19 protein-coding genes are annotated in these 25,554 nt (G+C 50.6%); 13 read left to right on the top strand and 6 right to left on the bottom strand.

What is annotated here, in order from left to right:
• Nucleotides 1-25 precede the first annotated feature (25 nt).
• Nucleotides 26-3,619, bottom strand: a complete 3,594-nt coding sequence (locus tag Q1A54_RS07585) for a M1 family aminopeptidase (RefSeq protein ID WP_299986396.1) — start codon at nt 3,617-3,619, stop codon at nt 26-28.
• A complete protein-coding gene (locus tag Q1A54_RS07590; RefSeq protein ID WP_299986398.1) occupies nt 3,616-4,533 on the bottom strand; it encodes an ABC transporter ATP-binding protein in 918 nt (305 codons plus the stop codon). The genes Q1A54_RS07585 and Q1A54_RS07590 overlap by 4 nt, the downstream gene beginning before the upstream one ends.
• Nucleotides 4,534-4,638: 105 nt before the next feature.
• On the opposite strand from Q1A54_RS07590, the gene Q1A54_RS07595 reads away from it, so the two are divergent.
• From Q1A54_RS07595 to Q1A54_RS07615, 5 genes are all read left to right on the top strand, one after another.
• Nucleotides 4,639-4,890, top strand: coding sequence for a hypothetical protein (locus Q1A54_RS07595; protein ID WP_299986400.1), 252 nt, complete (start codon nt 4,639-4,641; stop codon nt 4,888-4,890).
• A complete protein-coding gene (locus Q1A54_RS07600; RefSeq protein WP_299986402.1) occupies nt 4,883-5,920 on the top strand; it encodes a histidine kinase in 1,038 nt (345 codons plus the stop codon). Before Q1A54_RS07595 ends, Q1A54_RS07600 begins: the two co-directional genes overlap by 8 nt.
• A complete protein-coding gene (locus Q1A54_RS07605; protein ID WP_299986404.1) occupies nt 5,889-6,617 on the top strand; it encodes a LytTR family DNA-binding domain-containing protein in 729 nt (242 codons plus the stop codon). The genes Q1A54_RS07600 and Q1A54_RS07605 overlap by 32 nt, the downstream gene beginning before the upstream one ends.
• A 282-nt stretch (nt 6,618-6,899) precedes the next feature.
• Nucleotides 6,900-8,372, top strand: coding sequence for a PQQ-dependent sugar dehydrogenase (locus Q1A54_RS07610; RefSeq protein ID WP_299986406.1), 1,473 nt, complete (start codon nt 6,900-6,902; stop codon nt 8,370-8,372).
• Nucleotide 8,373: 1 nt separating this feature from the next.
• A complete protein-coding gene (locus Q1A54_RS07615) occupies nt 8,374-8,787 on the top strand; it encodes a cytochrome c (RefSeq protein WP_299986408.1) in 414 nt (137 codons plus the stop codon).
• A 63-nt stretch (nt 8,788-8,850) separates the two neighbouring features.
• Here Q1A54_RS07615 and Q1A54_RS07620 read toward each other — a convergent pair whose 3' ends face one another.
• On the bottom strand, nt 8,851-11,211 hold the full coding sequence (locus Q1A54_RS07620) for a TonB-dependent receptor (RefSeq protein WP_299986410.1): 2,361 nt from the start codon (nt 11,209-11,211) through the stop codon (nt 8,851-8,853).
• Nucleotides 11,212-11,569: 358 nt separating this feature from the next.
• On the opposite strand from Q1A54_RS07620, the gene Q1A54_RS07625 reads away from it, so the two are divergent.
• The 5 genes from Q1A54_RS07625 (at nt 11,570) to Q1A54_RS07645 (ending at nt 15,234) form a co-directional block, all read left to right on the top strand.
• Nucleotides 11,570-11,989 carry an Rrf2 family transcriptional regulator gene (locus Q1A54_RS07625; protein WP_299986412.1) on the top strand — a complete coding sequence of 140 codons (420 nt, stop codon included), beginning with the start codon at nt 11,570-11,572 and terminating at the stop codon, nt 11,987-11,989.
• Nucleotides 11,990-12,094: 105 nt separating this feature from the next.
• Entirely contained in the window at nt 12,095-12,388 is a 294-nt protein-coding gene (locus Q1A54_RS07630) for a DUF2061 domain-containing protein (protein ID WP_299986414.1), read from the top strand.
• Entirely contained in the window at nt 12,354-13,070 is a 717-nt protein-coding gene (locus Q1A54_RS07635; protein ID WP_299986416.1) for a phosphoadenylyl-sulfate reductase, read from the top strand. Before Q1A54_RS07630 ends, Q1A54_RS07635 begins: the two co-directional genes overlap by 35 nt.
• 7 nt (nt 13,071-13,077) lie before the next feature.
• Entirely contained in the window at nt 13,078-13,983 is a 906-nt protein-coding gene (gene cysD / locus Q1A54_RS07640; RefSeq protein WP_299986418.1) for a sulfate adenylyltransferase subunit CysD, read from the top strand.
• A 3-nt stretch (nt 13,984-13,986) separates the two neighbouring features.
• Nucleotides 13,987-15,234 carry a GTP-binding protein gene (locus tag Q1A54_RS07645; protein WP_299986420.1) on the top strand — a complete coding sequence of 416 codons (1,248 nt, stop codon included), beginning with the start codon at nt 13,987-13,989 and terminating at the stop codon, nt 15,232-15,234.
• Nucleotides 15,235-15,423: 189 nt separating this feature from the next.
• On the opposite strand, the gene Q1A54_RS20365 is transcribed toward Q1A54_RS07645, so the two are convergent.
• Both Q1A54_RS20365 and Q1A54_RS07660 read right to left on the bottom strand, forming a co-directional pair.
• A complete protein-coding gene (locus Q1A54_RS20365) occupies nt 15,424-17,403 on the bottom strand; it encodes a prephenate dehydrogenase (RefSeq protein WP_366915791.1) in 1,980 nt (659 codons plus the stop codon).
• Complete coding sequence (locus Q1A54_RS07660; RefSeq protein WP_299986422.1) at nt 17,400-18,575, bottom strand: aminotransferase class I/II-fold pyridoxal phosphate-dependent enzyme; 1,176 nt, start codon at nt 18,573-18,575, stop codon at nt 17,400-17,402. Before Q1A54_RS07660 ends, Q1A54_RS20365 begins: the two co-directional genes overlap by 4 nt.
• A gap of 510 nt (nt 18,576-19,085) precedes the next feature.
• Here Q1A54_RS07660 and Q1A54_RS07665 point away from each other — a divergent pair.
• The 3 genes from Q1A54_RS07665 to Q1A54_RS07675 all read left to right on the top strand — a co-directional run bounded on the left by Q1A54_RS07665 (nt 19,086) and on the right by Q1A54_RS07675 (nt 24,674).
• The gene (locus Q1A54_RS07665; RefSeq protein WP_299986424.1) at nt 19,086-20,972 is read left to right on the top strand and encodes a gamma-glutamyltransferase; all 1,887 of its coding nucleotides are present in this window, start codon (nt 19,086-19,088) and stop codon (nt 20,970-20,972) included.
• A 286-nt stretch (nt 20,973-21,258) separates the two neighbouring features.
• Nucleotides 21,259-22,749, top strand: a complete 1,491-nt coding sequence (locus Q1A54_RS07670; RefSeq protein ID WP_299986426.1) for a DUF5723 family protein — start codon at nt 21,259-21,261, stop codon at nt 22,747-22,749.
• Nucleotides 22,750-23,384: 635 nt separating this feature from the next.
• The gene (locus Q1A54_RS07675) at nt 23,385-24,674 is read left to right on the top strand and encodes a serine hydrolase domain-containing protein (protein ID WP_299986428.1); all 1,290 of its coding nucleotides are present in this window, start codon (nt 23,385-23,387) and stop codon (nt 24,672-24,674) included.
• Here Q1A54_RS07675 and Q1A54_RS07680 read toward each other — a convergent pair.
• The gene (locus Q1A54_RS07680) at nt 24,664-25,515 is read right to left on the bottom strand and encodes an endonuclease/exonuclease/phosphatase family protein (protein ID WP_299986430.1); all 852 of its coding nucleotides are present in this window, start codon (nt 25,513-25,515) and stop codon (nt 24,664-24,666) included. The genes Q1A54_RS07675 and Q1A54_RS07680 overlap by 11 nt on opposite strands.
• Between the last annotated feature and the right edge of the window lie 39 nt (nt 25,516-25,554).

The following is a 25,554-nucleotide window of genomic DNA, read 5'->3' on the forward strand; positions in this document are numbered from 1 at the left end:
AAGTAGGGCTGTCAATTTACGATGCTCAATGGGCGCTCTTTTCCAACTGCACCTCTACGATGTTGTCCTTTAACTCCCAGTCAATAAGCAGGTTGTCAGGATCTATGCCAGCACGGGCAGGTTTACGTTGTACCATCACCGAAATCGTCTGCTTATCTGAATTAATGAAATGTTTCTTCTGGTAAAGCACTTCGCCTTGACTCTGATTTGCTTTGGCAGGAGCAAATACGACAACTTCTACCCAATCATTCATCGGCACCTTAGTCTCTACACCTATACTGTCAACCATAAACTTCCGAGCCTGAATTTCAAGCATCACCTGCCAGTTGTTTGGTTGGATTTGCTTCGCCACAACTTGCTTCGTACCCAATTCCCAGAATGTATTCTTTTCGAATAGATCTTGTAGCAGATACTGAAGCGAGTCAGGGGTGACAGACTTTAACTCCCGATAAAGATCAAGAGAAGTCGGCTGCGGTGATTTTCCTGATCCTTTTTTATCGATAAGACGCCGGAGTGCATTATTCATTCTTTCCTTGCCGATGTACTGGCTCAGTGCATAAAGCGCGAAGGGGCCTTTACGGTAGTTTTGGTACCAGTCATTGGCCTGAAGCAACGGTACAGCAGCACGTGTACGCGGGTTTTTATATTCCTCCCGCAAGAAGCTCTGGAGTCGTTGAAGCTGTTCTGGTCCATATTTATCTTCCAGCACACCCATGGCAGCATACCAGGCGAGGCTTTCTGAAAGCAGCCCCGCCCCCTCTACATGGGCCGGGTCTAACTGGTTGCCCCACCACTGGTGCGCCACTTCGTGTGCCACTACTGCCGTCACCAGATCAAAGCCCCGCGGGTCATCCTTCGGATTCAGGAGAAAGAACCCCTCCCCGGCTGTGATATTGATGGGGGCGGCGTGGTTTCCGAAGCTGTATCCGGAATATGTGACGAATCGAATCTGCCGGTGTGGGTAGGGACCAAACTGTTGGGTGTAATAATCAAGTGATGCCTGTATACTCCGCACCATGCGCTCCAGATTCTCGGTTTGGCCCGGGTCATAGTAAATTTGAATGGCTACATCACGCCACTTCCCCTCATGCACCGCATAGTTGGCCGAAAAGAAATTATATTCATTTCGAATGGGAGAATCCGTAACATAGTGAAAGTATCGGCGGCCGCCAGTGATCCAGCTACGGCGCAACGTTCCCGGCGCCACCACGGTCTGATCACCAGCTGTTCCTACCACTGCTTCAAATGAGATACGCTCGCTAAAGGGTGAGTCTTTGTGCGCGGCCTCATCATAGAGAGAAGGAGTAGCGGGCCGAGGAGAAAGGCCATACTTGTTTCTGGATCCAACATCATCCAGCTCACGATAATCCTGGTACCCAATAGCTGGCATCAATTCATAATTCCGGAAGTTGCTGCCGTTGGCCATCACAGAAGCATCTGCTCCGCTGTTTGAAAAGCCGCGAGCTTTAGCTTTTACTTTAAAACTGAGTTGGAGTGAGTCACCGGGCTGAAGTAATTCTGAAAGCACATAAATCTGGTGACCTAGCTCATTGTCAGCAAGTACCTGTGAAGCTGGCCGGTCAAAGGCAATCTTGCTTGTTCGGACTCCGGCAGCAGTGGACAGATGGATAGAGTCGATGGCTACTGTACTATAATTCACTAATTGATAGGTGCCGCGTATTTCTGCCTCCCGCTGCTCTGGATAAATCTCAACGTGTAGGGTAGTTCTTGTTAACCGGGGTTGTGGCCGGTCGTTGTATTGTCGGTAGCGCTTTTCATATTCAGCCCGCTGCTCCATTGTGTCAGACGTGGACATATAGTCATTCAGCACATTGGTATTGTAAAAAATGAAACTACCTAATAGCAGAATGCTCCCAACTGAAGCGGCAGCAACCAACACAGTGGAACGAGTGAAGTGGCTCTTGGCCAGATGGATTCGTGAAATCAGACTCCCCTCCCGACCCCGTACCCAGAGCAGTCTCGCTACCACTGCCAGTAGCAGTGCCCATGCAAGCCAGTATAATTTGAACCACAGCCAGGGTGCGAGGGAAGCACCGAAACCAATCATATCTGTATAGGACCAACCTGGACTGGCTCCAAAAATGAGGAGTTTGTGCTCAACGCCCAGGTTTGTCGCGAAAATGATGCCCCCGAAGACCAGAAGCGCTACCAAATGTCCCAGGAATTTATGATTGACCAGCACATGTACAAAGAGGGCAAGGATGGCAAAAAGGAGGCAATCCATCAACTGTAGCCCAAATAGAACTTGCAGGTATAATCCGATCTCAATGGTAAAAGCACCCATCATTGTCTGTGCCACCATGCCAGTCAGCATCAGGAACACCAGCCATACCACAAGTACGAGACTAAGCGCCAGGAATCTGCTCAGGAAAAGAACCCATTCCGGCACCGGTGCCGCGTTCGCAATCTCGCTCAGGCCACTTTCCCTTTCCCGCCATACCAGTTCCCCGGCATAGTAAATAATAAGCAGGGCGATGATGATCCAGAAGAAATCCAGACTCGCTACGGGTGCTATGAGCGTATCCAGCACAAAGTCTGTTCTGGGCAGCAATGGCACCCCTTTAGCTTTAAGGTTTCCAGGCAAGGCAAATCCCATCAGGATGGCCAGTGCTGCCAGAAGAGGGATTCCTGTTATACCTTTGGCCAACTGCAAAAAGGATTTCATGGAGATGAGTCGCAACTGGCGAAGGTGTGTGGAGAAACCAAACGCTCCCCTTACTTGCGGAAGGGATTCTGATGTTCTCCATTTCAGCCACTCCAGGGCAGCTTGCTGAGGCTTTTGCTGTTTTTTATCGCCTGAGATAGGATATGTGAATTGAAAACGAAAATAGGTATAAGTCAACATGACCAGCGCAATCCCCAGCCATATAAGGCGATTCAGAAGCAGTGAGCCTTCCAGCACAAGCAGACGGTTATTTTTTTCCAATGGACTCCATTCATTCGACAGCTGGCTCATGATTGGGGTGAAACTGATGGGGTCAATTAAATTCCCCCATTCGCCCTCGTCTTGCAAAACCTGTCCCAAAATGAACGCAGCCACGAAAAGGAGCGCCCCACCCAGGTAGCTCACCATAGCCTGCCGTGTGAGGGCAGCGAGCGAGAACTGGATGGCCGTTACAATAAAAGTATTGGGTAATATGATATAGAAGAAGGTCGTCAGGTAGGCTGCCGGACGGAACGGACCCAGCACCTCAGCCTCTACGCCAGAAAAGTACAGGGCGAAAAGAGTACCAAGCAGTATGGAGAGAAGGATTATGCCATTGAGTAAGAAAGCGGCAAGGAATCGTCCTCCCAAATATTCGGCCTTGCTGGCCGGTGCCGTGTAGGTAAGTGAGTACATACGCGTATGCACATCCCGGGCCGCTGCGTCGCCCGCTACAGATGCACCTACCAACAACCATAATTGGAAGCACAAAACAGCCACAGCCGCTATAACAATGGGTGCATTGAGTAAGAAATAACCATCCCGTGCATCAGGGAGGTAATTGCCTATGAACCATAAAAATGCGAGCCCCGCCACCACCAAAAAGTAAAGCCAGGTAGAGACATTGCGTAGCTGGTAGGCGAACTCCAGGTGAAATATCTTCCGGAATTTCATATGCTTACCTCCTCTACTTGCTGATTGCTCTTGTGAAATCCGGCCATGGTGCTGAAATAAACATCTTCCAGATCCGGCGCTATCAGTTCAAAGCCATTGCCCGGACTTTCCTCGCTGTATAGGTGGACCAGTTTGTGCCCCCCGAGAAGCTTTACTGAAACGATTTTACAGTCCTGCTCCAGGATCGGTAATTCGCTTTTACTGATCAGCTTGCGCCAGATTCTGCCTTCCAGTGCGGCAACAGCCTGCTGTGGCGCCGCTTCCAGTAGTATGTGACCTTTGTTGATGATGGCCATGTGCGTGCACAGCTCCGACACGTCTTCCACGATGTGGGTGGACAGGATGACCACACTATTTTCACCCAACTCACTCAACAGGTTAAGAAAACGTACCCGTTCAGCCGGGTCCAGACCAGCGGTAGGCTCATCCACGATGAGTAACTTCGGATTGCCCAGCAATGCTACTGCCACACCAAAGCGCTGCCGCATCCCCCCCGAATAGCCGCCTAGTTTCTGCCGGCGCATGTCCCAAAGGTTCGTCTGCCGGAGTAAACGCTCCACCACTTCTTTGCGGGTTGTACGGTTCGTGATGCCTTTCAGAACTGCAAAGTAATCCAGCAGGTCCTCTGCACTCGTCTTCGGATAAACACCGAACTCCTGCGGCAGGTAACCGAGCGTCTGACGCACCTCCTCCTTCTGGCGCAGCACGTCTAGTTCACCCAAGGTGATGGTGCCTTCGTCAGGTTCCTGCAGTGTAGCCAGTATACGCATCAGCGTAGATTTTCCCGCACCGTTTGGACCAAGCAAGCCGTACATGCCTGAAGGAATGTTCAGGTTAATATTGTTCAATGCCTGGACGCCATTGGCGTAGGTTTTAGAGACATTTTGGATGGACAGGCTGATTTGATTTCCCATAGTTATGTTCATTAATATGAATCTTGTTGTTGATGAAAATAAGAGCGTTAAATATCAAGCTGGCCCATACTTTCACGCTTTCATTATTAACAGGAAAGAAGCGAAATGACAGAGAAGCCTATACCCTCAAGGGGACAGAATGAAATCTATCCCGCTCATTTTCAGAATAAAGGAAATAGTGTAGCACTGAAAAGCAAAAAGCAATATGCTGATGCTACTAATGGATCGACCAAAGACTGCTTTGCTTCCGCCAAAGTACTTGCAGCCTCAGCTCTCCATTTCGTAGATCGAGACAAGGCAACGGTCGAATGGGTGATAAGGAAATGGCAGGAAAAAATATCTTTGTTTTATGAATAGAATTAAAAAGGTATTCACGCTGATCCACATTGTTCTCTGGGTCCTGTTTAGTTTGCTGGTAGCCTTGCAACTGAGCCAGGATGATATCCACTGGCTTACCTTGACCGTGGGCTTCATCCTGACATGTTTGTATGTTTTCTACAGTCATTTCTTTCTCCTCACCCGCTATTTAGGTAAAAGAAAAAGGGAGGCTTATTTCTTCCGGCTAGCAGGAATCATGCTAACCGGCCCTTTACCTTTTTTAATGTTGCATCCTAAAACATTGGATGCCTGGCCAATTTTCCTTCAGTTATATGCCATGACACTGGTCTCCATTGTACCCATCTTTACCTTCCTCAGTTGGTTGGCCAGGGTCACAGAAAATCTTGTGCTTAATACGATCAGGAAAGAACAGCTGGAGAAACAGGCCGTGGAGGCAGAGCTATACTATCTGAAGTCACAGATCAATCCGCACTTTCTGTTCAATACGCTCAATAACATTCATACGCTGGTATATAAACAGGCTCCGGCAGCACCGGAAGCAGTGATGCGCCTGTCTTCTCTCATGCGCTACATGATCTATGAATCCAATGCCCCGACAGTGCCGCTTTCAAGGGAAATGAACTACCTACAAGATTATGTGAGTCTGCAGCAGCTCCGGTATAAAAAGAGCCCGGTTGTGGACCTGCAGATAGAAGGAGATACCGATTCATGTCACATTGCCCCGCTGCTGTTCATTCACCTCATGGAAAACGCCTACAAACACAGCCCGGCCCGACTGGAACCAGGTGATATAAAAGTGCGGGTGGAGATAAAAGAAAATACCCTTACCTTCCATATTCAGAACCCGAAAGGAAGGAACGAGGGAAATAAGCTGGAAGAACCGGGTGGCATCGGACTACCAAATGTTCGGAAAAGACTGTCTTTACTGTATCCGGACCAACATCATCTGGAGATCATTAGTACGGGCGAAAAGTTTACAGTTACATTGAAAATTCACAATCTAGATTCACAGGTTCATGAAAGAGAAGCTCACCTGCTATATAATTGATGACGAGCACCTGGCCCAGGAAATACTGGAAGAGTATATAGCGAAAGTCCCTTTCCTGGAGCTGAAAGGCACCTTCATGAGTCCCTTGGAAGCAGCCGCTCAGATAGATGAAGATAAGCCCGACCTGCTGTTCCTGGACATCAACATGCCTGACCTGGATGGACTCAGTTTTATACCTATGCTGAACCCAAAACCCATGATCATCCTAACGACTGCCTACGATCAGTATGCTCTGAAAGCCTTTGAACTGGAAGTGAAGGATTACCTGGTCAAACCATTTTCCTTTGAGCGATTCTACAAAGGGGTATTTCGCTTGTATCAGGAACAGGGTAACCGGCAGGTGCCGGATAAAAAGGAAATTACAGCTGAGCCGAAACATGAGCAGGAGTACATTTTTCTGAAAGTCGGGCATCGTATTCAAAAAATTGCAACCCGCGACATTCTATTCATAGAGGGTATGAAAGACTATCTGAGGATACACACAGCCAAAGAAAAGATCATGACCCTGCTGAGTTTTGCCAGAATGGAAGAACTGCTGCCAGATCAGGACTTTGCCCGTGTACACCGTTCTTATATGGTTGCCATTGATAAGATCGTCCACATCGAAAAGAACCGGATCAGCATTGCAGATCAGATCATCCCGATAAGTGAAACCTATAGCGACAGCTTTTACAAGAAATTAAGAGGATTGACCTAGGCTGAATTATTAAGTAGCTCCTAACACAATCTCTAAAAGCCGCTTCAAATTAAGCTGTAGAGGCTTTTTAATATGTTCATTGCTTTAACCCGTCTGCCTTTATTCTGAGAGCAGAGAGTCTTTCTTTAAAAGCAAAATCCGACCCTATACTTTGCAGCACACTGCATTATCTGCAGCGATCAGATTATTTCGAGGTAATACGCTACTCTGGTAAGGTGAATTACGTAACATTACAATTGTAACTTATTGTGAATGTTACATTTAACCTGACGCTTCTTACCTATGAAAAAACTTTACAGTCACTCATCATTTTTCATTTTTTGTATGCTGGCCCTGCTGCTTTTCCAGAGTTGCTACAAGCTCAGGGGGCACTATGGAGGCGAGCAGAGTTTTGAGGCCACACAACGACCTGTGCAGCCAACCGATGTGGCTCTGCCAAAAGGGTATAAAATGGAAGCTGTAGCTACTGGTTTGACCTACCCCACTGGTGTAACTTTTGATGATGCAGGCAATGTGTATGTCGTAGAAGCAGGCTATTCTTACGGTGAAATATGGACCACCCCACGACTGCTAAAGATTGAACCGAATGGACAAACAACCCAGGTGGCAGCCGGCGAAAAAAACGGACCCTGGCTCGGTGTTGCCTACCATGACGGGGCATTTTTTGTTGCAGAGGGTGGCACCATAGAAGGTGGCAGAATTCTTAGAATTACACCGGATGGAGAAATGACCAGACTGGTTGAGAACCTGCCCAGCTTTGGTGACCACCATACCAACGGACCGGCTGTTGGGAATGATGGGTATATATACTTTGGCCAGGGAACGGCCACTAATTCTGGTGTAGTGGGACCCGACAATTATGACTATGGTTGGCTCTCCCGAAAACCGGAATTTCACGATATCCCCTGCGAAGACATTGTACTGGCCGGTCAAAATTTTGAATCGGACAACCCGCTCACACCCGACAGCAAAGACAAGGCTACGACGGGGGCTTTCCTCCCCTTCGGTCAGGCCTCTCAGGCAGGACAGATTATCAAAGGGCGTATACCTTGCTCAGGTGCTGTTTTTCGTATACCTGCTACCGGGGGTGAAATGGAGTTGGTTGCCTGGGGCTTCCGTAACCCATTCGGCCTGGCTTTCTCGCCGGAGGGCAGGTTGTTTGTGACAGACAATGCCTATGATACCCGCGGCAGTCGGCCGGGCTACGGCAACGGCGACTGGCTTTGGGCAGTTAACAGTGGTACCTGGTATGGCTGGCCGGACTACTCTGGTGGCGATGCCCTCAATACAGATGACTACCAGACAAACAAGGAGGATCCAAAATTCATATTGGCAAAACATCCTGCCAAACCTCCCCGTCCTGTCGCTACCTTGGGGGTTCACTCTTCTTCAAACGGTTTCTCATTCTCTTCCAGCCCAGCTTTTGGGTACGAAGGGCAGGCCTTTATAGCACAGTTCGGTGACATGGCTCCGGAAGTGGGCCGCATTTATGGTCCGGTTGGCTATAAAGTGGTGCGGGTAGATGTAAAAACCGGGGTGATCACGGATTTTGCCGTAAACAAAGGCAAAACGAACGGGCCTGCCTCACAGATCGGTGGCGGCGGTATAGAGCGGCCCATTGACACGGAATTCGATCCGAGCGGACAGGCTTTGTACGTGGTGGATTTTGGCATCATGCCGATGACAGAAAAGGGTCCTGCTCCCAGACAGGCGACAGGTGTACTTTGGAAAATAACGAGTGAAGGAGGCAATTGAAATGAAGCACATCAGAAGCATACAAACAATTACAGGTTGGCTCAGCTACTGCCTGTTTATTATCCTCCTGATCATAACAGCAGCATGCGGAACAGCAAAAAGAGGCGAACCAGTCAGCGGCCCCCTGCCACTGCAGACCGAGCAGCTGGAACGCGGACAACTGGTCTTTATGCAACATTGCCAGAAATGCCATCCGGGAGGAGAGGCTGGTGTGGGACCGCCGATCAACAATGTGCCCCTTCCAGGAGGCCTGATCAAGTTCAGGGTAAGAAGCAAAGCTTTCCTGCTCGGCCTGGGAAGAATGCCCTCCTTCAAAGAGCATGAAATTCCGGATGAAGACCTGGAGGCGCTGGTCCGCTACATCAAGGTCATGAAAAAGAACAAGCCTCTGGATGAGAATCTGGTGTCCAGATAAAAATCCTGCATCAGCGGCAGGTATAGGTATAGGTATAGGTATAGGTATAGGTATAGGTATAGTCTAGAACCGGTAGCTCCCGGTTATACCATAGGTACGAGGATTTCCGAGGCGAACGGCACCGAAGTCGTAAGCGTAGGCGATATACCGCTTGTTTGTCAGATTTCTGCCCCACAACATCAGTTCATAGCCTTTATATGAAAAGCCTGCCCTGGCATTCAAAAGGTGGTAGCCCTGCTGCTCCAGTTGGTTGGCCAGATCAAAATACTGGGTGCCCAGGTAATGCCACTCCCCTCTTGCCAGCATTCTAACATTCTTCTCAGGGTATAGACGATAGCTGTATTGAAGTGCCAGCATGGAGGTAATATCAGGTGTAAAGATCTGCCTGTTCCCATCCAGCCTTACCTCCTCTCCTTCCGAAACTCCGCTCAAGTGGGTATAAACAGCATGGGTATACCCAAAGGTATAGGCTGCCTCCAGCCCCTGCAGCAGTACACTGGCCAGTTCCGCCTCTATTCCCTTGCTTTTAAGTCTGCCGGCGTTGCGGGTAATAACAAGCGCCTCGGGCATCACCAGCACAGGCACCTGCGCATCGCTCACCTGCACGTAATATGCGGCGATGTTCAGTCTCAGCCGATTCTCCAGAAATAAGCTTTTTACCCCTGCTTCGAAATTATCACTCTTTTCGGGGTCGTAGGCATAAAGCGGCGGCTGCGCAGGGTCAGAGGAAAGCTGGGTAATGCCTCCTGCCCGGAAGCCACGGCTGTAAGTGCCGTACAGTTGGTGATTCTCTGCCAGTAGGAATGAGAGGCTGAGTTTAGGTGAAAAAGCCCGGAAGCTGGCTTTCGCAGCTGTGTCTGCCTGTGTGATTATCGGCTCCGCTTCGCTCATCCAAAGCTCCCCTCTTACCTGCAGCGATTTGCGCTCGTAGTCATAGCGCAGCCCTGTCGTTACTTCCCACCTTGGGCTGATCCGGTATGTTGCCTGGCTGTATAGCGCAGCTCCATAGCTTTCACCCCTGTTGATGCTCACACTGCTAAAATCAGAGAAAGGAGCACCAACCATTGCTGCATCCTCACCGAAGTATACCCCCTGCTTTACCGGACTATCGCTGTGGAAGCCATAGAAGCCTGCGGTCCACCGCAAGGGAGAGGTGCTGGCAGCCGGTGACGTAAAGCGGAGCTCCTGTGTGCGCACCTGTACCTTATTCCAGTCCCGGCCAAAGTCATTTACAATAGAAATACCGTCTATCGGTAAGAAGTCACCATCCAAGGGCTGGTCGTAGTATCTGTAGTTGCGTTGGTAGGCGGTGTGCGAGGATAGTTGAAAATGACGGGAGGTATAGTGCAGTGACAAGGAGGCATTGAAGGTATTATCCACCATCTCACTCACCGCATTCTGATTCAGTTCAAATGGTTTTTCCAGTGCTTCTTCCACTCCCATTACCAAGGGAAATGCTCCGCTGTTCCGGTTGGCGCTGTGCTTCACATTGAGTGTAAGGTTCAGGTTGGGACTTGCCAGGTACTTCAGGTAATAGTTGCCCATCCATACCTGTTGCCGGTCATAATTGCTGTTGTCGAAGCGGTTGGTATAGAAGCCGTTCTGCCTCCGGTGCAAGCTGGCTATACCTAGCAAAAGTTGGTCTTTTACAACCGGAGTCTGCAGGGAGCCGCTGTAGCGCTGCTGCCCAAAGTTGCCGGCACTGACCTCAGCAGATCCTCCGAGTTTATTGTCAGGCTCCCGGGTGATGAAGTGCATGACACCTCCCATGGCGTTTCTTCCATAGAGCGTCCCCTGCGGACCACGCAGCACTTCGATGCGCTCAATATCCAGCAGGTCGGCCATGTAGGTGTCGAGGCTAAACTGATTCACACCGTCGATGTAAGTAGCTACAGCCGGATCATAGGAAGTGGTGGTAATGCCCCGGATGGAAATTACTGGCCGGTTATCGCCCGGGTCTGCCGCATAGAGGTTAGGTATGATAGCCGAGATGTCACGCACATTCCAGAGCCTATACTCCTGCACTTGCCTGCCACTGAGCGTTGAGACACTGAACGGCACCCACTGCAGGTCCTCTTCCCGCTTCTGCGCCGTTACAGTCACCTGCCCCAGCTGCCTGCTCTCCTCCCTGAGTTGCACATCCAGCTGCTGCGTTGCCTCACTTATTGTCACCAAGCTGATTAGCGTTGCGTAACCCAGCGCACTGGTCCTCACCTGGTAAGTACCTGCAGGTATACCTGTAATCGAGTAGCTGCCCCTGCTGTCGGATGTAGCGCCCAAGGTAGTGTTCAGCAGGTGCACAGAAGCGCCCGGAATGGCAACAGCATTTTCATCCTTCACGGTGCCGTATAGTGTGCTTTGGCTAGTGGCAGCATGAACAAAGAGAAAGCTAAGCACACAAGCCAAGAGTAGAAATTTGAACATATTCTTATACCTGGTGGATAAGCGTTTACGATCAGTTTGGCACTGGTAACCAGAGCGCAGCTACAAGTTCGTGTGCTTCAGGGTCGGCAGCAGCACCAGTTCCGGCTCTGAGCATCTACGCCTGTTTGGCAGGTATAGTTCAGCAGACAGCAGCAGGTATAAACAACTAGGTGCCAGGCTGGTACAATTATTTACAACCTGTAGCTACAGGACGTCGCAGCAACGGCCAAGGCCGCAACTTCGCTCCGCTATACCTGCAATCTTGTGTGCCTATGATAGTTTTCTGCTGGAAGCTTCTTAATTTTGTGATAACACAGCCTGTTTTAAAAGGCCGGCCCTGCTGATACCGATCTCTTTTATGTTATCCAAAAAGACCAAGTATGCTTTCCATGCCCTCACCTACCTGGCCGAAAACCAGGACAAGGGTGCTGTGCTTATCCAGGAAATCGCATCCAGTAAGAACATCTCGCACAAGTTTCTCGAGAACATCCTGCTCGAGCTGAAAAAAGCAGGTATACTGGGTAGCAAAAAGGGCAAAGGCGGCGGCTATTACCTCATCAGGAAACCGGAAGAGATCACACTGGCCAAAATCATCCGCCTGCTCAATGGTCCCATCGCCTGGCTCCCCTGCGTGAGCCTCAACTATTACGAGAAATGCTCCGACTGCCCAGATGAAGCGACTTGCAACATGCACATCATCATGTGCCAGGTAAGAGACCAGACTCTGGCCGTAGTAGAAAACAAGACCCTCTCCGACCTGATCACCTCAAGCAACTGAAAAACAGCCTCTTAAATATTAAACATAGCTGATTTTAGTTTTTTTTGACTTACTACCCTACTAAGTTTGTAGGTTTTGTGTAGTTTTGGCACTCAATGCAGCGCTATGCTACTAGACCGATATCTCCAAAAAGCTTTTAGTAAAAAGCAACGTCCGCAGAAAAAGGACAGCAAATTCAAAAGTGTTGCCAAGGCCATTTCATGGCGTGTCCTGGGCACTTTTGATACCATTGTTATTTCTTACCTGATCACGGGTGAGCTTAAAATGGCTTTCTCGATCGGCTCGATTGAGGTCTTTAGCAAGATCCTGCTCTACTATGTCCACGAACGGATTTGGGAACGATTCACAGTAAAAAAAGAGGCTCATGAACTTGAAAAATCAAATCCCGTCGCTGCTTGAGGAACTGGCAGACCTGTCCCTTTCAGAAGCACTGGCCTGGGTAGCCAACCGATTTCCCGGCAAAGTTGCTTTTTCGACAGCGCTTGGCCAGGAGGATCAGGTCATCACGCATGCCATCTTCTCCGACCAGCTTCCGATCAGAATCTTCTCGCTCGACACAGGCCGCCTGTTTCAGGAAACCTATACCTTATGGGCAGACACCGAATACAAGTATAAACGCAAAATAGAACCCTTTTTTCCGCAAGCTTCTGATGTGGAGTCGCTGGTCGCTAGACAAGGTATAAATGGATTTTACGACTCAGTTGATAACCGCAAAGCCTGCTGCCAGGTCCGTAAGGTACTGCCGCTGACAAGAGCATTGCAGGGAGTGGACGTTTGGGTAACCGGACTGCGCTCCGGCCAGAGTGCCAACCGCAGCAGCTTCAGTTTACTGGAATGGGACGAGACTTTCCAGGTCATCAAATTCAACCCGATCATCAACTGGTCTTATGATGAGATGATCGCATACCTGCAGGATAACGCGGTACCCTACAATAAGCTTCATGACCAGGGCTATGTCAGCATAGGCTGCGCACCCTGCACCCGGGCCATACTGCCAGGGGAAGAACCGCGTGCCGGTAGATGGTGGTGGGAACAGACCCAGAAGGAATGCGGTCTGCATGCAAATTATTCAAATAAATAAAACTAATATGGCTACTCACAACGCTGTATTCCCCAGAGAACTGGAAGACGAGGCGATCTATATCATCAGAGAGGTCGCCGCACAGTTTGAAAAACCTGTGCTCCTGTTCTCCGGCGGAAAAGACTCGATCACACTGGTAAGACTTGCCTATAAAGCTTTCTATCCAGGCAAAATACCCTTCCCCCTGCTGCACGTCGACACGGGGCACAACTTTGAAGAAACCATCCAATTCCGGGACGAGCTGGTGGAAGAACTGGACCTGGAGCTGATCGTGCGCTATGTGCAGGACAGCATCGATCAGCAGAAAGTGGTGGAAGAAACAGGGAAATACGCCAGCCGCAATGTGCTGCAAACGGTCACATTGCTGGACGCCATCGAGGAGTTTGGCTTTGACGCCTGCATCGGAGGTGCCCGCCGCGACGAAGAAAAAGCCCGTGCCAAGGAGCGTATCTTCTCGGTCAGAAACGACTTCGGCGAATGGGACGCCAAAAAGCAGCGCCCGGAGCTGTTCGATATGCTGAACGGCAAAATCAACCTGGGCGAGAATGTGCGCGTTTTCCCGATCAGCAACTGGACAGAGCTGGATGTGTGGAACTACATCAGAGAAGAGCAACTGGCCATACCTTCCATTTACTACTCCCACGAGCGCGAAACCTTTGAGCGTGACGGACAAATCCTTCCCTACTCCCCTTTCATGAACATGTCAGAAGACGAGTCGGTAAGCACCCGCATGGTCCGATTCAGAACGGTGGGCGACATGACCTGTACTGCAGCGGTGGAATCTACTGCCGTTGCGATCGAGGACATTATTGCAGAAATACTGAGCGCCACAGTATCAGAAAGAGGTGCCCGCATAGACGACAAGCGCTCCGAGGCGGCGATGGAAAAAAGAAAGCAATCAGGATATTTTTAAGGTATGGACGTTCTAAAAATTGCAACCGCCGGAAGTGTGGACGATGGAAAAAGCACCCTGATCGGGCGACTCCTGTTCGAGACCAATTCAATCACCACCGATAAGCTGGAGGCCATCATGGCAAGCAGCAAAAAGAAAGGCCTCGACTATGTGGATCTTTCGCTACTGACAGACGGCCTGATAGCCGAGCGCGAGCAGGGTATCACAATTGACGTGGCGCACATTTATTTCTCCACGCCTACCCGTAAGTTTATCATAGCCGACACACCGGGGCACTTTGAGTATACCCGCAACATGGTGACAGGTGCATCCAACGCCAATGTTTCCATGATCCTGGTAGACGCCCGCAATGGCGTGGTGGAACAGACCTTCCGCCACTTTTACATCTCCTGCCTGCTGCGCATTCCGAACGTGGTGGTTTGCGTGAACAAGATGGACCTGGTAGGTTATGACCAGACAAAGTTTGAGGAAATAAAAGCAGCTTTTATGGCCTTTGCTGAAAAGGTACGCTTTCCGGGACAGGAGATCAGCTTTATACCTGTCTCATCGCTCTACGGCGAAAACCTCGTGCGTCAGTCAGCGCACATGTCTTGGTACGAGGGGATATCACTACTTAGTTTGCTGGAGGCTATACCTTTGGAACAGCACCTGTCAGAGGAAGCAAGCCGTTTCCCGGTACAGTATGTAGTGCGACCGAAGTCAGAAGAGTTCCATGACTACAGAGCCTACGCTGGCAAGGTAGCCAGTGGCCTGCTGCGCAAAGGCGAACGGGTGGTCGTACTGCCAAGCGGACAGGAGACTACTATTGCCAAAATCGAGAAGTTTGGACGTGAGATAGAGGCGGCACAGGCCAAAGAATCGATCAGCTTACTGCTGCAGGATGACGTGGACATCAGCCGGGGCGATATGATCGTGCCGATCAGCCAGTTGCCACAGCAAAGCAGGCAGCTCGCAGCCACCATCTGCTGGATGGACAAAAAGCCACTGCGCGTGGGCGGTTCATACCTGCTACAACACGGCGTGAATACATCCAGAGCCAAAGTCAGCGCACTCTCCAACCTGATAGACGTGGTGACGCTGGTTGCTGATAGCGCTGTAAGTGAGCTGAAGCTAAACGAGATTGCCGATGTGCAGCTGAAAACAGCAAAAGAAATCTTTTACGATTCCTTCACTGAAAACAGAGCCAATGGTGCTTTTATCCTCATCGACGAGCAGACAAATTCGACGGTGGGAGTTGGCCTGATTAAGTAGTATTTTATTTAAATGTAAGAAGTGATTGAGGCGACCTGAAATCACTTCTTACATTTAATTAGCTACATAAGATTTGCTCTACATTCCTTTATCACAGAATTACGCCAAAGTTAATAGCGAGGATGAGGGCACTCTTTACCAGGAACCTTACAGGATGACAAAAGAGCAAGTATGTAGCAGTCCTTTGTCTTACTGCGCATTCATAATGGCGCTCTGGTGATTGATCGACTCCTGGTGCACGGCTTTGAGATACTTCTGGATAAAGTCCCGGCTCAGGCCCAACTTCTCTCCCCGCTCAAATGATCTCTCCAACACGTCGTTCCAGCGGGAAGCCTGCAGAATAGTCAGCTTGTTTTCTTTTTTATACCTACCAATATTCTCCACCACCTGCATCCGTTGTGACAGTAGCGTGAACAACTCACTGTCGAACTGGTCTACCTGACTGCGCAGCTCCTGCAAGGTGTCATCCACCTCCACTTTACCGCCATAGCCGTTCCGCAGCACTAGTCCATCAATGATCTCCGCCAGCCGCTCAGGCGTCACCTGCTGTTTGGCATCGCTCCAGGCCTTGTCTGGGTCAATGTGACTTTCCAGCATCAGACCGGTATAGTTCAGGTCCATCGCCTGCTGCGAAATTTCTGCCAGTAACTCCCGGTTGCCGCAGATATGGCTCGGATCACAGATCAAAGGCAGGTCAGGCATTCTACGTTTCAGCTCAATGGGCAGCTGCCACTGCGGCGCATTACGAAACTTTGTTTCGCCATACTTAGCAAAGCCTCGATGAATGGCTCCCAGCTTGGTAATACCGGCTCCACTCAAACGTTCCAGCGCCCCGATCCACAGCTCCAGGTCAGCATTGATCGGGTTCTTGACCAACACCGGCACGTCTATACCTTGCAGCACATCCGCAATTTCCTGCACCGAGAAAGGGTTGACCGTCGTACGTGCCCCGATCCAGAGAATGTCCACACCATACTTCAGCGCTTCCTCCACATGCTGCCTGTTGGCCACCTCAACGGCTATTTTCATACCTGTCGCCTCCTTTGCTTTACGCAGCCACTCCAGACCGACTGTGCCGATTCCTTCAAAGTTATTGGGTCGTGTGCGTGGTTTCCAGATGCCAGCTCGCAGCACATCCACCTTTCCTGTGGCAGCAAGTTGCTGGCAGGTTTCCATCACCTGCTCTTCTGTCTCCGCGCTACAGGGACCGCTGATCACCAAAGGCCGCTGCAGATCTGGCAGCCAGGTGTTGATCGGGGCAATCTCCAATTTGTCTTTTCCGGTGAGCGGTGGAGCAAAGGGTTTCTGCCGGTTCTTAAGCTCGATGCCATCCAATATGCGGCTGATCTGGTTGGCATTGGAGATCATGTCGTAGGTTTCGGTGCTCAGTCCTTCGTCAATCGTTTCTTTGAAAAGCAGCAGCTGATCGATGTACGCATCCAATGCCGCCGATACATGTCCTGCGTTCTGGCTGAAGATGGGCGCCCACATATCCGGAGAGCTTTTGGCCAGTCGCACGGTGGAGGCAAAACCACTGCCGGCCATGTTGAAAATGCTCTTCTCGTCTTTCTCAATCTTGAGCACCGTCAGGCCAAGGGCAAAGGAGGTGATGTGGGACAAGTGCGAAACAAAGGCAATATGGCGGTCATGTTCTCGGGCCTCCATGTGCACCGTTTCCATTTTCAGGGCACCAAACACTTCCTCTACTTTTTGGACAGCCGCTCTACCGGAGGCTTTTGCGTTGCAAATAATGTTCACTTTGTTATCGAAGAGCTTGTGGTGCGCCGCTCCCGGACCGGTATTTTCGGTGCCGGCAATCGGGTGGCAGGCGACAAACTGCTCTCTGCGCGGATGGTTCGCGACGGCCAGGCAAATCTGCTCTTTTGTTGACCCTACATCCAGCACAACAGCTCCGTCTTTTACCTGGTCTAAAAGCGTAAGCACAATGCCCGGGGAGACATCCACCGGTATAGCCACAATAATCAGATCACAGCTACTGGCCAGATCTGCCAGACTGCCCTCTTCTTGTATAAAGCCTGCACTTTTTGCGATCCGGAGGTGCTCCGGGTTGTTGTCTGTGCCGATTATTTTGCTGGCAAAACCACGTTGCCGGAGGTCCATGGCCATGGAGCCTCCAATCAGTCCGATACCTACTACGCCTACGATCATGTTGTTTTGATTTTAGTATTTTTAAATGCTTTGATTCTTTCAAATGCTCTTTGCAGCTGCCCGGTGTCAGCGCACAGCGACACACGGATATAGCGCTGCCCATTCGATCCGAAAATGAAACCGGGCGTGATAAAGACCCCTGCTTCGAAGAGGAGCTGATCCACCAGCTGCTCCACTTTCACTTCTTCCGGTGCACGTCCCCATACAAAGAGACCTGCTTGCTCAGTGCTATACCTGCAATCCAGGGCGTCCATGATTTGCCATACAAGCTTCCGCCGCTCCGCATACTGTGCGTTCAACTCATCAAACCAGGCCTGGGGCTGTTTCAAAGCCTCGATGGCGGCCTGCTGTATACCCAGGAACATACCTGAATCGACATTGCTTTTCGCGATCAGGACATTAGCAATATGCTGCCGGTGACCAACTAGTACACCCACCCGCCAGCCAGCCATGTTATGCGATTTGCTCAGCGAGTTCAGTTCCAGCACATGCGCTGTAATACCCTTGATCGACAGGATGCTTTCGGGTTTGTCGTTGAGGATTAAGCTGTAGGGGTTATCGTGGCAGAGCAGGATATTATTAAGCTCGGCAAATTCCACAAGTTGAGCCAGCGCTGCTTTGCTCGCCTTCGCTCCGGTAGGCATGTGCGGGTAGTTCACCCACATAAGCTTTACTTTGGTGAGATCCTGCTGCTGCAATTCCTCCAGGTCTGGCAGCCAACCTGTCTCTTCCCGCAGGTTATAATATCGCACAACCCCACCGGCCGCTTTGGTCGCGGCGCAGTAGGCCGGATACCCTGGGTTGGGCACCAACACTTCATCACCGGCATTCAGGTAGGCGTTGGAGATATAGGTAATGCCTTCCTTCGAGCCCATCAGCGGCAGCACTTCTGTTTCCGGGTCCGGGGCAACGGCATAGTAAGTAGCGTACCAGTCGCTGAAGGCCTGCCGGAGGGCCGGTGTCCCCTTGTAACCCTGGTAGCCATGTGCGTTGACATTATTGGCGGCAGCGCAAAGCGCCTCCATCGCCTGCCGCGGCGGGGCCATATCTGGGCTGCCTATACCCAGATTAATAATGTTTTTGCCGGCTGCATTAAGTTGTGCGACCTCCCGTAGTTTTTGTGAGAAGTAGTACTCCTGCACATCGCCGTATCTGTCTGCTATGTTCACCATCTGCTTTTTTAGGTGCTAATAAATTGCTTTAAATAAAAAAAGAGTCCACCGAATGGGGACTCTTTGTAAGTGCAAAACAACAGCTTGCTTTTTACCATAGAAATCCCGCCTGCTTCCTGCGATAGAAGTAGTAATAGTAAAAAGTAAAATAGTTGTTCAGGTATAGCGTCATGTTATTACATAAAAAAAGCCTCCGATCGGGAGGCCTCTGATTTATAGCTGTTTATCAACCTATAGCATCGCCACCCTTATTTACATAAAGTAAAATAGTAATAGCTATAATAGGTGATATGGTTATTTGCTGTGTTCATTTCTGCTGGCTAATATCTGATATAATCCTTACAATCAAAAAATTATGGCTGATTTTTTTCAAGGGATTAGATCGCAGTGCTTGATGTATACTGTTGTTAGCTAAATTAGTTAATTGATTATAGCCGGTAAGCGATCAAATTCCAGCTCAGTTGTGAAGCACTCTGTTTTTAGCTAAATTGATACCCTAAACTTTAACAAATGAAACGACTTATATCACTTTGCCTGCTGGCCTTGCCCCTCTTCCCGGCAGCGGCGCAGCAGACCCAGAAGCCGGTGCTGCACGGCAAGAACTGGATGGCCATCACCGGCAAACCACTTGCGGCCACTGCCGGTGCCATGACTTTCCAGAAGGGCGGCAATGCTGTAGATGCGGCCTGTACCATGCTGGCGGCCACCTGCACCATGTGGGACGTGCTGAGCTGGGGCGGTGAAACGCAGGCCCTCATCTACAATCCCAAAACAAAAAAAGTGATTGCCATTAACGCCTTAGGGGTTGCGCCTACCGGTGCTACACCCAAGTACTTCAAGGACAAAGGCTATAACTTCCCACCAGAAAACGGTCCGCTGGCCGCTACCACACCCGGGACAGCAGGAGGACTGATGCACATGCTTGCCAATTACGGCACCCTGAGCCTGGAAGAGGTGCTGGCACCCGCCATGGAAATGGCAGCAGGCTACCCGATCGAAGCGCAGACGGCCAACAGCATGGAGAAGAACAAAGAACTGATCAAGCAATGGCCTTACAGCAAAAAGGTATTCCTGACGCATTTAGGCGAGGAACGTGAGGCACCAAATGCCGGAGAGATCTTTGTGCAAAAGGACCTGCTACAGACGCTCACCAAACTGGTAGAAGCCGAGAGAGCAGCCCTAAAACAAGGTAAAAGCCGCAAGGAGGCCATCATGGCAGCTTACGACCGCTTCTACAAAGGAGATATTGCCGAAGAGTTTGTGCGCGGTTCCAAAGAGCAGGGCGGTCTGATCACGATGCAGGACCTGGCCAGATGGAAGCCGATCGAAGAAGAGCCCATGATGGTGAACTACAAAGGCGTGGAGGTATACAAACTGCAGCAGTGGACGCAGGGACCAACCATGCTGCAGGCGCTCAACATCCTCGAAAACTTCGACCTGAAAGACATGGGCTACAACAGCACCCGCTACATCCATACCTTGTACCAGGCCATGAACCTGTCTTTCGCAGACCGCGACTTCTACTATGGCGATCCTTACTTCAAGCCGGAAGAGCCAATGAAGGGTCTGCTCAGTAAGGAATACGCCAAGCAGCGTGCCAGTCTGATCCAATATAATAAGAACGACGCGAACATCGGCCCGGGCGACCCCTACCCTTTTGAAGGACGCAAGAATCCTTACCTGAAAATGCTGAAAAAGAGAGGCTACGAGCCAGATACGGTGCGCCGCAACTTTGCCCCTACCCATGACCAGCGTAGCGGTTCTTCTATGGAGGATGCCGAATACCAGGACAGACTGTGGCGCGGTACCACTACCATCGAAGCAGCTGACAAAGAAGGCTGGGTAGTGTCGATCACACCGAGTGGTGGCTGGCTACCGGCTGTTATTGCAGGTAACACCGGCATCGGTATGAGCCAGCGCATGCAGAGCTTCGTGCTCGATGCAGAGCTCAATCCTTTCAACGTAGTGGAGCCGGGCAAGCGTCCGAGGGTGACCCTCACCCCTTCCATGGCGCTAAAGGACGGCAAGCCATACCTGTCCTTTGCCGTACAGGGAGGCGACACGCAGGACCAGAACCTGCTGCAGTTTTTCCTTAATGTGGTCGAGTTCGGCATGAATGTACAGCAGGCAGCCGAGGCGGCCAACTTCAATACTAACCAGCTCTGGCTTTCGCTGGGCGGTACCAAGATCGATGACCGCAAACCCAAGCCCGGCCACATCTTGCTGAATGAAAACACGCCGGAGGCAGTCCGCAATGAACTGAAGAAGATGGGCTATACCTTGAGCTTTGGCGACCGTACCAGCGGACCGATCAATACCGTCTTCTTCGACTGGAAACATGGCAGCTTCTGGGGAGGCTCCAGCAACCACGGCGAAGACTACGGCATTGCCTGGTAAGGTATAGCTGCCATACCATCAACGACAAAGCCCCTTCCATTCGAAGGGGCTTTTTTTTCACTAAATACCCACATGTAGGTATTGGCGCAACCAATCCATAACACTACCTTTGCCGCCTCTGAATGCAAAATATTGTTTTTTTGATGATTTTCTGTGCAGCCTGACACTGCCTTTATTGAATGCCATACTTACGCACGCCTTTCCAGGCTATGATCTACAACTTATCCTTATTCTATTTACTCACTCTTATTCACTTTGCATGAATCGAAAAGTTTACGCTTTAAAAATGGGGCTATGCCTTGGCCTGCTGGCATCACCTTTTTTATCACAATCAGCACAGGCACAACAATTAGGTATAGCCAACAGCAACTATGCAGGCACCAACAGCCTCTATACCAACCCATCAGCCATCGCTGATTCACGCCACAAATTCTTCCTGAGCCTGTTCTCGGCAGAGTTTGGCGCTACCAATAACTACTTGCGCTACGATGCACCGATGTCGCTGTTCAAGCTGGCACGAACGGGTGAGGAGTTCAAGAGCGAGTACATTCAGGAGAACCTCAATGGCAAGCAGAAGCTCGTGATGGCAGGCGCAGACTTCAGAGGTCCTGCCCTGATGGTACAGTTGAGCCCCCTGCACAGCATCGCCGTAACAACCCGTGTACGTGCCGCAGCGCAGGCCAACAACCTGTCAGAGGAAGTTGCTCGTCTGTATAAAGTAGCAGACGGCGAAGACGACAGCTACCTGTACAAGCGCTATACTGGCAACAACATGAACCTCAATGTGAATGCCTTTTCAGAGTTTGGCCTCAGTTATGCACGCGTCGTGCTGGACCAGGGACCGCACTTTGTGAAAGCAGGTATAACAGTAAAGCGGTTGAATGGTGGCTCCTCTGCCTACCTGAACCTGGAAGACACTGATTTGCAGGCTGAGGAGAGAACAAATGAAGTTACTGGTGATGCCGACTACGTGGTGAATCTGGACAAAGTACACGCCCGCTATGGCTATGCCGCTATGCCGGATTTTGACGCAGCCGAAAGCGGCGACCTGCTGGGCCTGTTATTCGGCAGCAAAAGCGCCGGCAATGGCTGGGGTGCTGACCTGGGCTTTACCTACGAGTACCGCACCAACAACCCTGATTACCAGATCACCCGCAACGGGCAGGTGCTGACCGACGTGGAGCAGAACAAATACAAGTACCGCGTGGCCGTGTCCCTGATGGATGTCGGTAGCATCAATTACAACAACCCGGACCTGGTGTGGGCCTATGACGTGAAGCGCACAAACAAGGAAGTCAATCTGACTGAGTTCGGTGATGCAGAGACGACGGAGGAAATGCTGGACTACTTGAACGAGCAACTGGGCGTGAGCGAAAACGAAAAGACAACTTCTTTCCGCGCAGCCCTCCCTACTGCCCTGCACATCAACGTGGACTATCGCCTGACACGCAACCTATACGCGAATGCTACCCTGATCCAGGGCGTGCGCGGCAAGAATGCGATCGGAATGCGCCAGAATTCGTTGTTTGCCATTACGCCACGTGCGGAGTTCAGGAAGTTTGAAGTGGCTATGCCGGTTGCCCTGCAAAACAATTACTCGGTGCTGACTGTGGGCGCGATGGTTCGTTTCATGAATTTCTACATCGGTTCCGACAACATTGGTGGTGCCTTTAACCTGGGCAAGCCCTATGGTGCCAATGCCTATGTGGGTGTGTCGCTACTGCCACTCCTGAATCGTAACCCGAAAGAGAAGAAGGTGAGCACCCCGGCACAGTAGACTGCTCAATTCATTTTATTATTGCCTTTTCAGAGCCCCGTAACCATAACAGGTACGGGGCTTTTACTTTTCACCCAACTGTTACATCCAAACTTGCGAGCAGTAAATCCTGTTAAAAATTGATTGCCTCTCGTTTCGGGCATTATTTATAAAATCCAATCAATTCGTTTAATTTTCTATATAGTCAAAATTATACCTTTCTTCATAACATAAGATACTCATAATCAACAGCTACCCTTTTCACCTAATTCGATGAAATAGAAAAGCACGTCATATCATTCAAAAGACCTCTTAAAAATTCGCAATTAATCATTAGAAATAATCATAATTATTAAGAGCAATGTCAGCAAGTCCTATAGAATTAATACACTTTTAAGATTAAAAAGAGGCCTAAATAATAAAAATAATGCAAATACGATTTTAAATTTATTTTGTTTCAGAAGCCTGCACAAATTATATTAGCATCAGAATCAGGCTCCGGGCGGATCAGATTCAAATGCCCTCTACACCTACACTATGAAAAAACGGCCAGGGTATAAACTATACCTGTTGTCGCCGCCTTTTTACGATTTTTAGTACCTATTACCTTTTACAGTATGTACAGAAGGCTGACTGTCGCACTGCTTCTGTGTAGCATGTTTGCTTGCCAGGGCGAGTTCAGAAAACCAGAGCATTCTCAAATCCAGCAACTGGAGGCGGGTCTGTTTCCTTCCCTTTCACTTCCCAAAAACACTGCCGCACAGGGAATCTCCAGCGGGTCTACCACAGGTGGCGTGGTTCCCTTTTTAACTCCCAACACACCCTCAACTACTACAGGCAACTACGCAGATGCTGTGGAACAGCAGAGCATTTTCTACAATGTAGTGGCAGCGGATGGAAGCGTGGTGCAGCAGGAAGCGCTGCCTGGCTCTGCTTTCATAGATTTCGACGAGACACTTCATGCGATCATGCAGCGCTATGACGTACCGGGAATTTCTGTCTCGATCACCCGAAACGGGGAGCCGGTGTTTGTCCGGAGTTATGGCTACGCAGACAAGGAAAATGAAGAACTCGTGAGCGACCAGAGCCTTTTCCGGATTGCCAGTTTATCTAAACCCATTACCAGCGCAGGCATTCTCAAACTGATACAGGATGGCAAGCTGACGCTGGCAGACAAGGTGTTTGGTCCGGAGGGCATATTGGCTGACGAGTTTCCGGCCCCTGCGGCCGACCCGAATATCGGGTTAATCACTGTCTACCACCTGCTCACGCATACTGCTGGCTGGACCAACAGCGCAGGCGACCCCATGCTGGTTGAGTATGCTACCACGGCCCGAGAGATCATAACCGAGCAGTTGCTGCACCGGGCGTTGGATCACCATCCCGGCCTGACAAACGCTTACTCCAACCTGGGCTATAGCATCCTGGGCAGGGTGATCGAAAAAGTGACAGGCAAGACCTACCAGGAATACATACAGGAAGACATTCTGCAGCCGGCCAAGGTTGTCGGGATGCGCATTGCAGGTGATACGGAAGCGGAAAAAGCACCTAAGGAAGTAAAATACTATCAGCGAGAACACAGTCCCTACGCTTACAACATGACCCGCATGGACTCCCATGGCGGCTGGCTCTCAAGCACAGGCGACCTGATGCGCTTCATGGCTTTGATCGACCGTAACCCGGCTGTACCTGATCTGATCAGTAGCAACCTGCTGCAGAGTACTTATTTTGGCGGCGATACCTGGACCCATTACGGCTCTCTGCCTGGCACTACGGCCGTACTCTCCAGGGTCAACGACGAGTATAGCTTTGTGGTGCTGGCCAACACCCGCTATAATCGGTCACCTAACCAGATCGCAGACGAAGTAACCGATGCGCTAAAGCTGAAGATCCTGTCCATGGAAAGCTGGCCAAACGGAACAGAGCAGCTGGCCTCTAACGAGTAAGGGTACCAGATGAAGCAGAGAGGCCCAGCACCGCGACAACCGGTCGGTGATCGGAGGCGTAGCGCTCAGGCACCACCCGATGCGCTAGCACCTTAAAGTTGGCGGAGCGCGTGAAGGCAATATAATCGATGATGCGGTCCGGCTTGTCCTGGGGGAAGGTGGCTTCGCACGCCACCAGGCAGGTACGTTGAAACGTCTCGTCCAGCGCAGCGATGGCGGGACTGTCCGGGTAGTCGTTAAGGTCACCAGCCAGGATAAAAGGCAGTTTGTTAGATGCGGCCACGGCATTGATGGTCTGTACCTGCTGCTGGCGGTTGGCACTGCTCTGTATGTCGAGGTGGGTGCTGCCGAAGCGGATGCGCTGCCCGCCGGGCAATTGCACCGTGGCGACTGCCAGCACGCGGCCTTCGGCTTTTGGGCTATCCTCTTTAGGCAACTCCACCTTCCGGGTATCCGACAGCGGGTAGCGTGACAGGATCGCAACGCCATACTCCCCTCCCCCAAAATCAATCGCTTTCGCAAAATAGAAATGCATCCCCAGCATCGCTGCCAGTGCTTTCGCCTGGTGCACGCTTCCTGATCGTGGAATATGCACGTCTACTTCCTGCAGGGCCACCAGGTCCGGCTCTTCGCTCCGGATCACCCCGGCAATTGCCTCCAGGTCGATCATGCCTTTTCTAGCAGGTGGATTTGCATGGTGGATGTTGTAGCTCATGACACGCAGCTGCGATACTACCTTTTTGCCTTGTTCATTCCCCATCCCCTGCGGTGATTTTGACACACAGGCTGTCAGCAGCACCAAGCAGAGCAGGAAGGGTAGAATTGAATTAAAAAAGTCCATAGTTTCCGGTATAGCAGTGTAAATATAGTCATCTACCGG

It is taken from the genome of uncultured Pontibacter sp. (assembly GCF_947502515.1).
Taxonomy (GTDB): Bacteria; Bacteroidota; Bacteroidia; order Cytophagales; family Hymenobacteraceae; genus Pontibacter.

What these genes read in the sequence shown, in the direction of transcription:
- Q1A54_RS07585 (WP_299986396.1), bottom strand. Translation starts at nt 3,619, where the DNA reads ATGAAATTCCGGAAGATATTTCACCTGGAGTTCGCCTACCAGCTACGC.
- Q1A54_RS07590 (WP_299986398.1), bottom strand. Translation starts at nt 4,533, where the DNA reads ATGGGAAATCAAATCAGCCTGTCCATCCAAAATGTCTCTAAAACCTAC.
- Q1A54_RS07595 (WP_299986400.1), top strand. Translation starts at nt 4,639, where the DNA reads ATGACAGAGAAGCCTATACCCTCAAGGGGACAGAATGAAATCTATCCC.
- Q1A54_RS07600 (WP_299986402.1), top strand. Translation starts at nt 4,883, where the DNA reads ATGAATAGAATTAAAAAGGTATTCACGCTGATCCACATTGTTCTCTGG.
- Q1A54_RS07605 (WP_299986404.1), top strand. Translation starts at nt 5,889, where the DNA reads ATGAAAGAGAAGCTCACCTGCTATATAATTGATGACGAGCACCTGGCC.
- Q1A54_RS07610 (WP_299986406.1), top strand. Translation starts at nt 6,900, where the DNA reads ATGAAAAAACTTTACAGTCACTCATCATTTTTCATTTTTTGTATGCTG.
- Q1A54_RS07615 (WP_299986408.1), top strand. Translation starts at nt 8,374, where the DNA reads ATGAAGCACATCAGAAGCATACAAACAATTACAGGTTGGCTCAGCTAC.
- Q1A54_RS07620 (WP_299986410.1), bottom strand. Translation starts at nt 11,211, where the DNA reads ATGTTCAAATTTCTACTCTTGGCTTGTGTGCTTAGCTTTCTCTTTGTT.
- Q1A54_RS07625 (WP_299986412.1), top strand. Translation starts at nt 11,570, where the DNA reads ATGTTATCCAAAAAGACCAAGTATGCTTTCCATGCCCTCACCTACCTG.
- Q1A54_RS07630 (WP_299986414.1), top strand. Translation starts at nt 12,095, where the DNA reads ATGCTACTAGACCGATATCTCCAAAAAGCTTTTAGTAAAAAGCAACGT.
- Q1A54_RS07635 (WP_299986416.1), top strand. Translation starts at nt 12,354, where the DNA reads ATGAACTTGAAAAATCAAATCCCGTCGCTGCTTGAGGAACTGGCAGAC.
- cysD (WP_299986418.1), top strand. Translation starts at nt 13,078, where the DNA reads ATGGCTACTCACAACGCTGTATTCCCCAGAGAACTGGAAGACGAGGCG.
- Q1A54_RS07645 (WP_299986420.1), top strand. Translation starts at nt 13,987, where the DNA reads ATGGACGTTCTAAAAATTGCAACCGCCGGAAGTGTGGACGATGGAAAA.
- Q1A54_RS20365 (WP_366915791.1), bottom strand. Translation starts at nt 17,403, where the DNA reads ATGATCGTAGGCGTAGTAGGTATCGGACTGATTGGAGGCTCCATGGCC.
- Q1A54_RS07660 (WP_299986422.1), bottom strand. Translation starts at nt 18,575, where the DNA reads ATGGTGAACATAGCAGACAGATACGGCGATGTGCAGGAGTACTACTTC.
- Q1A54_RS07665 (WP_299986424.1), top strand. Translation starts at nt 19,086, where the DNA reads ATGAAACGACTTATATCACTTTGCCTGCTGGCCTTGCCCCTCTTCCCG.
- Q1A54_RS07670 (WP_299986426.1), top strand. Translation starts at nt 21,259, where the DNA reads ATGGGGCTATGCCTTGGCCTGCTGGCATCACCTTTTTTATCACAATCA.
- Q1A54_RS07675 (WP_299986428.1), top strand. Translation starts at nt 23,385, where the DNA reads ATGTTTGCTTGCCAGGGCGAGTTCAGAAAACCAGAGCATTCTCAAATC.
- Q1A54_RS07680 (WP_299986430.1), bottom strand. Translation starts at nt 25,515, where the DNA reads ATGGACTTTTTTAATTCAATTCTACCCTTCCTGCTCTGCTTGGTGCTG.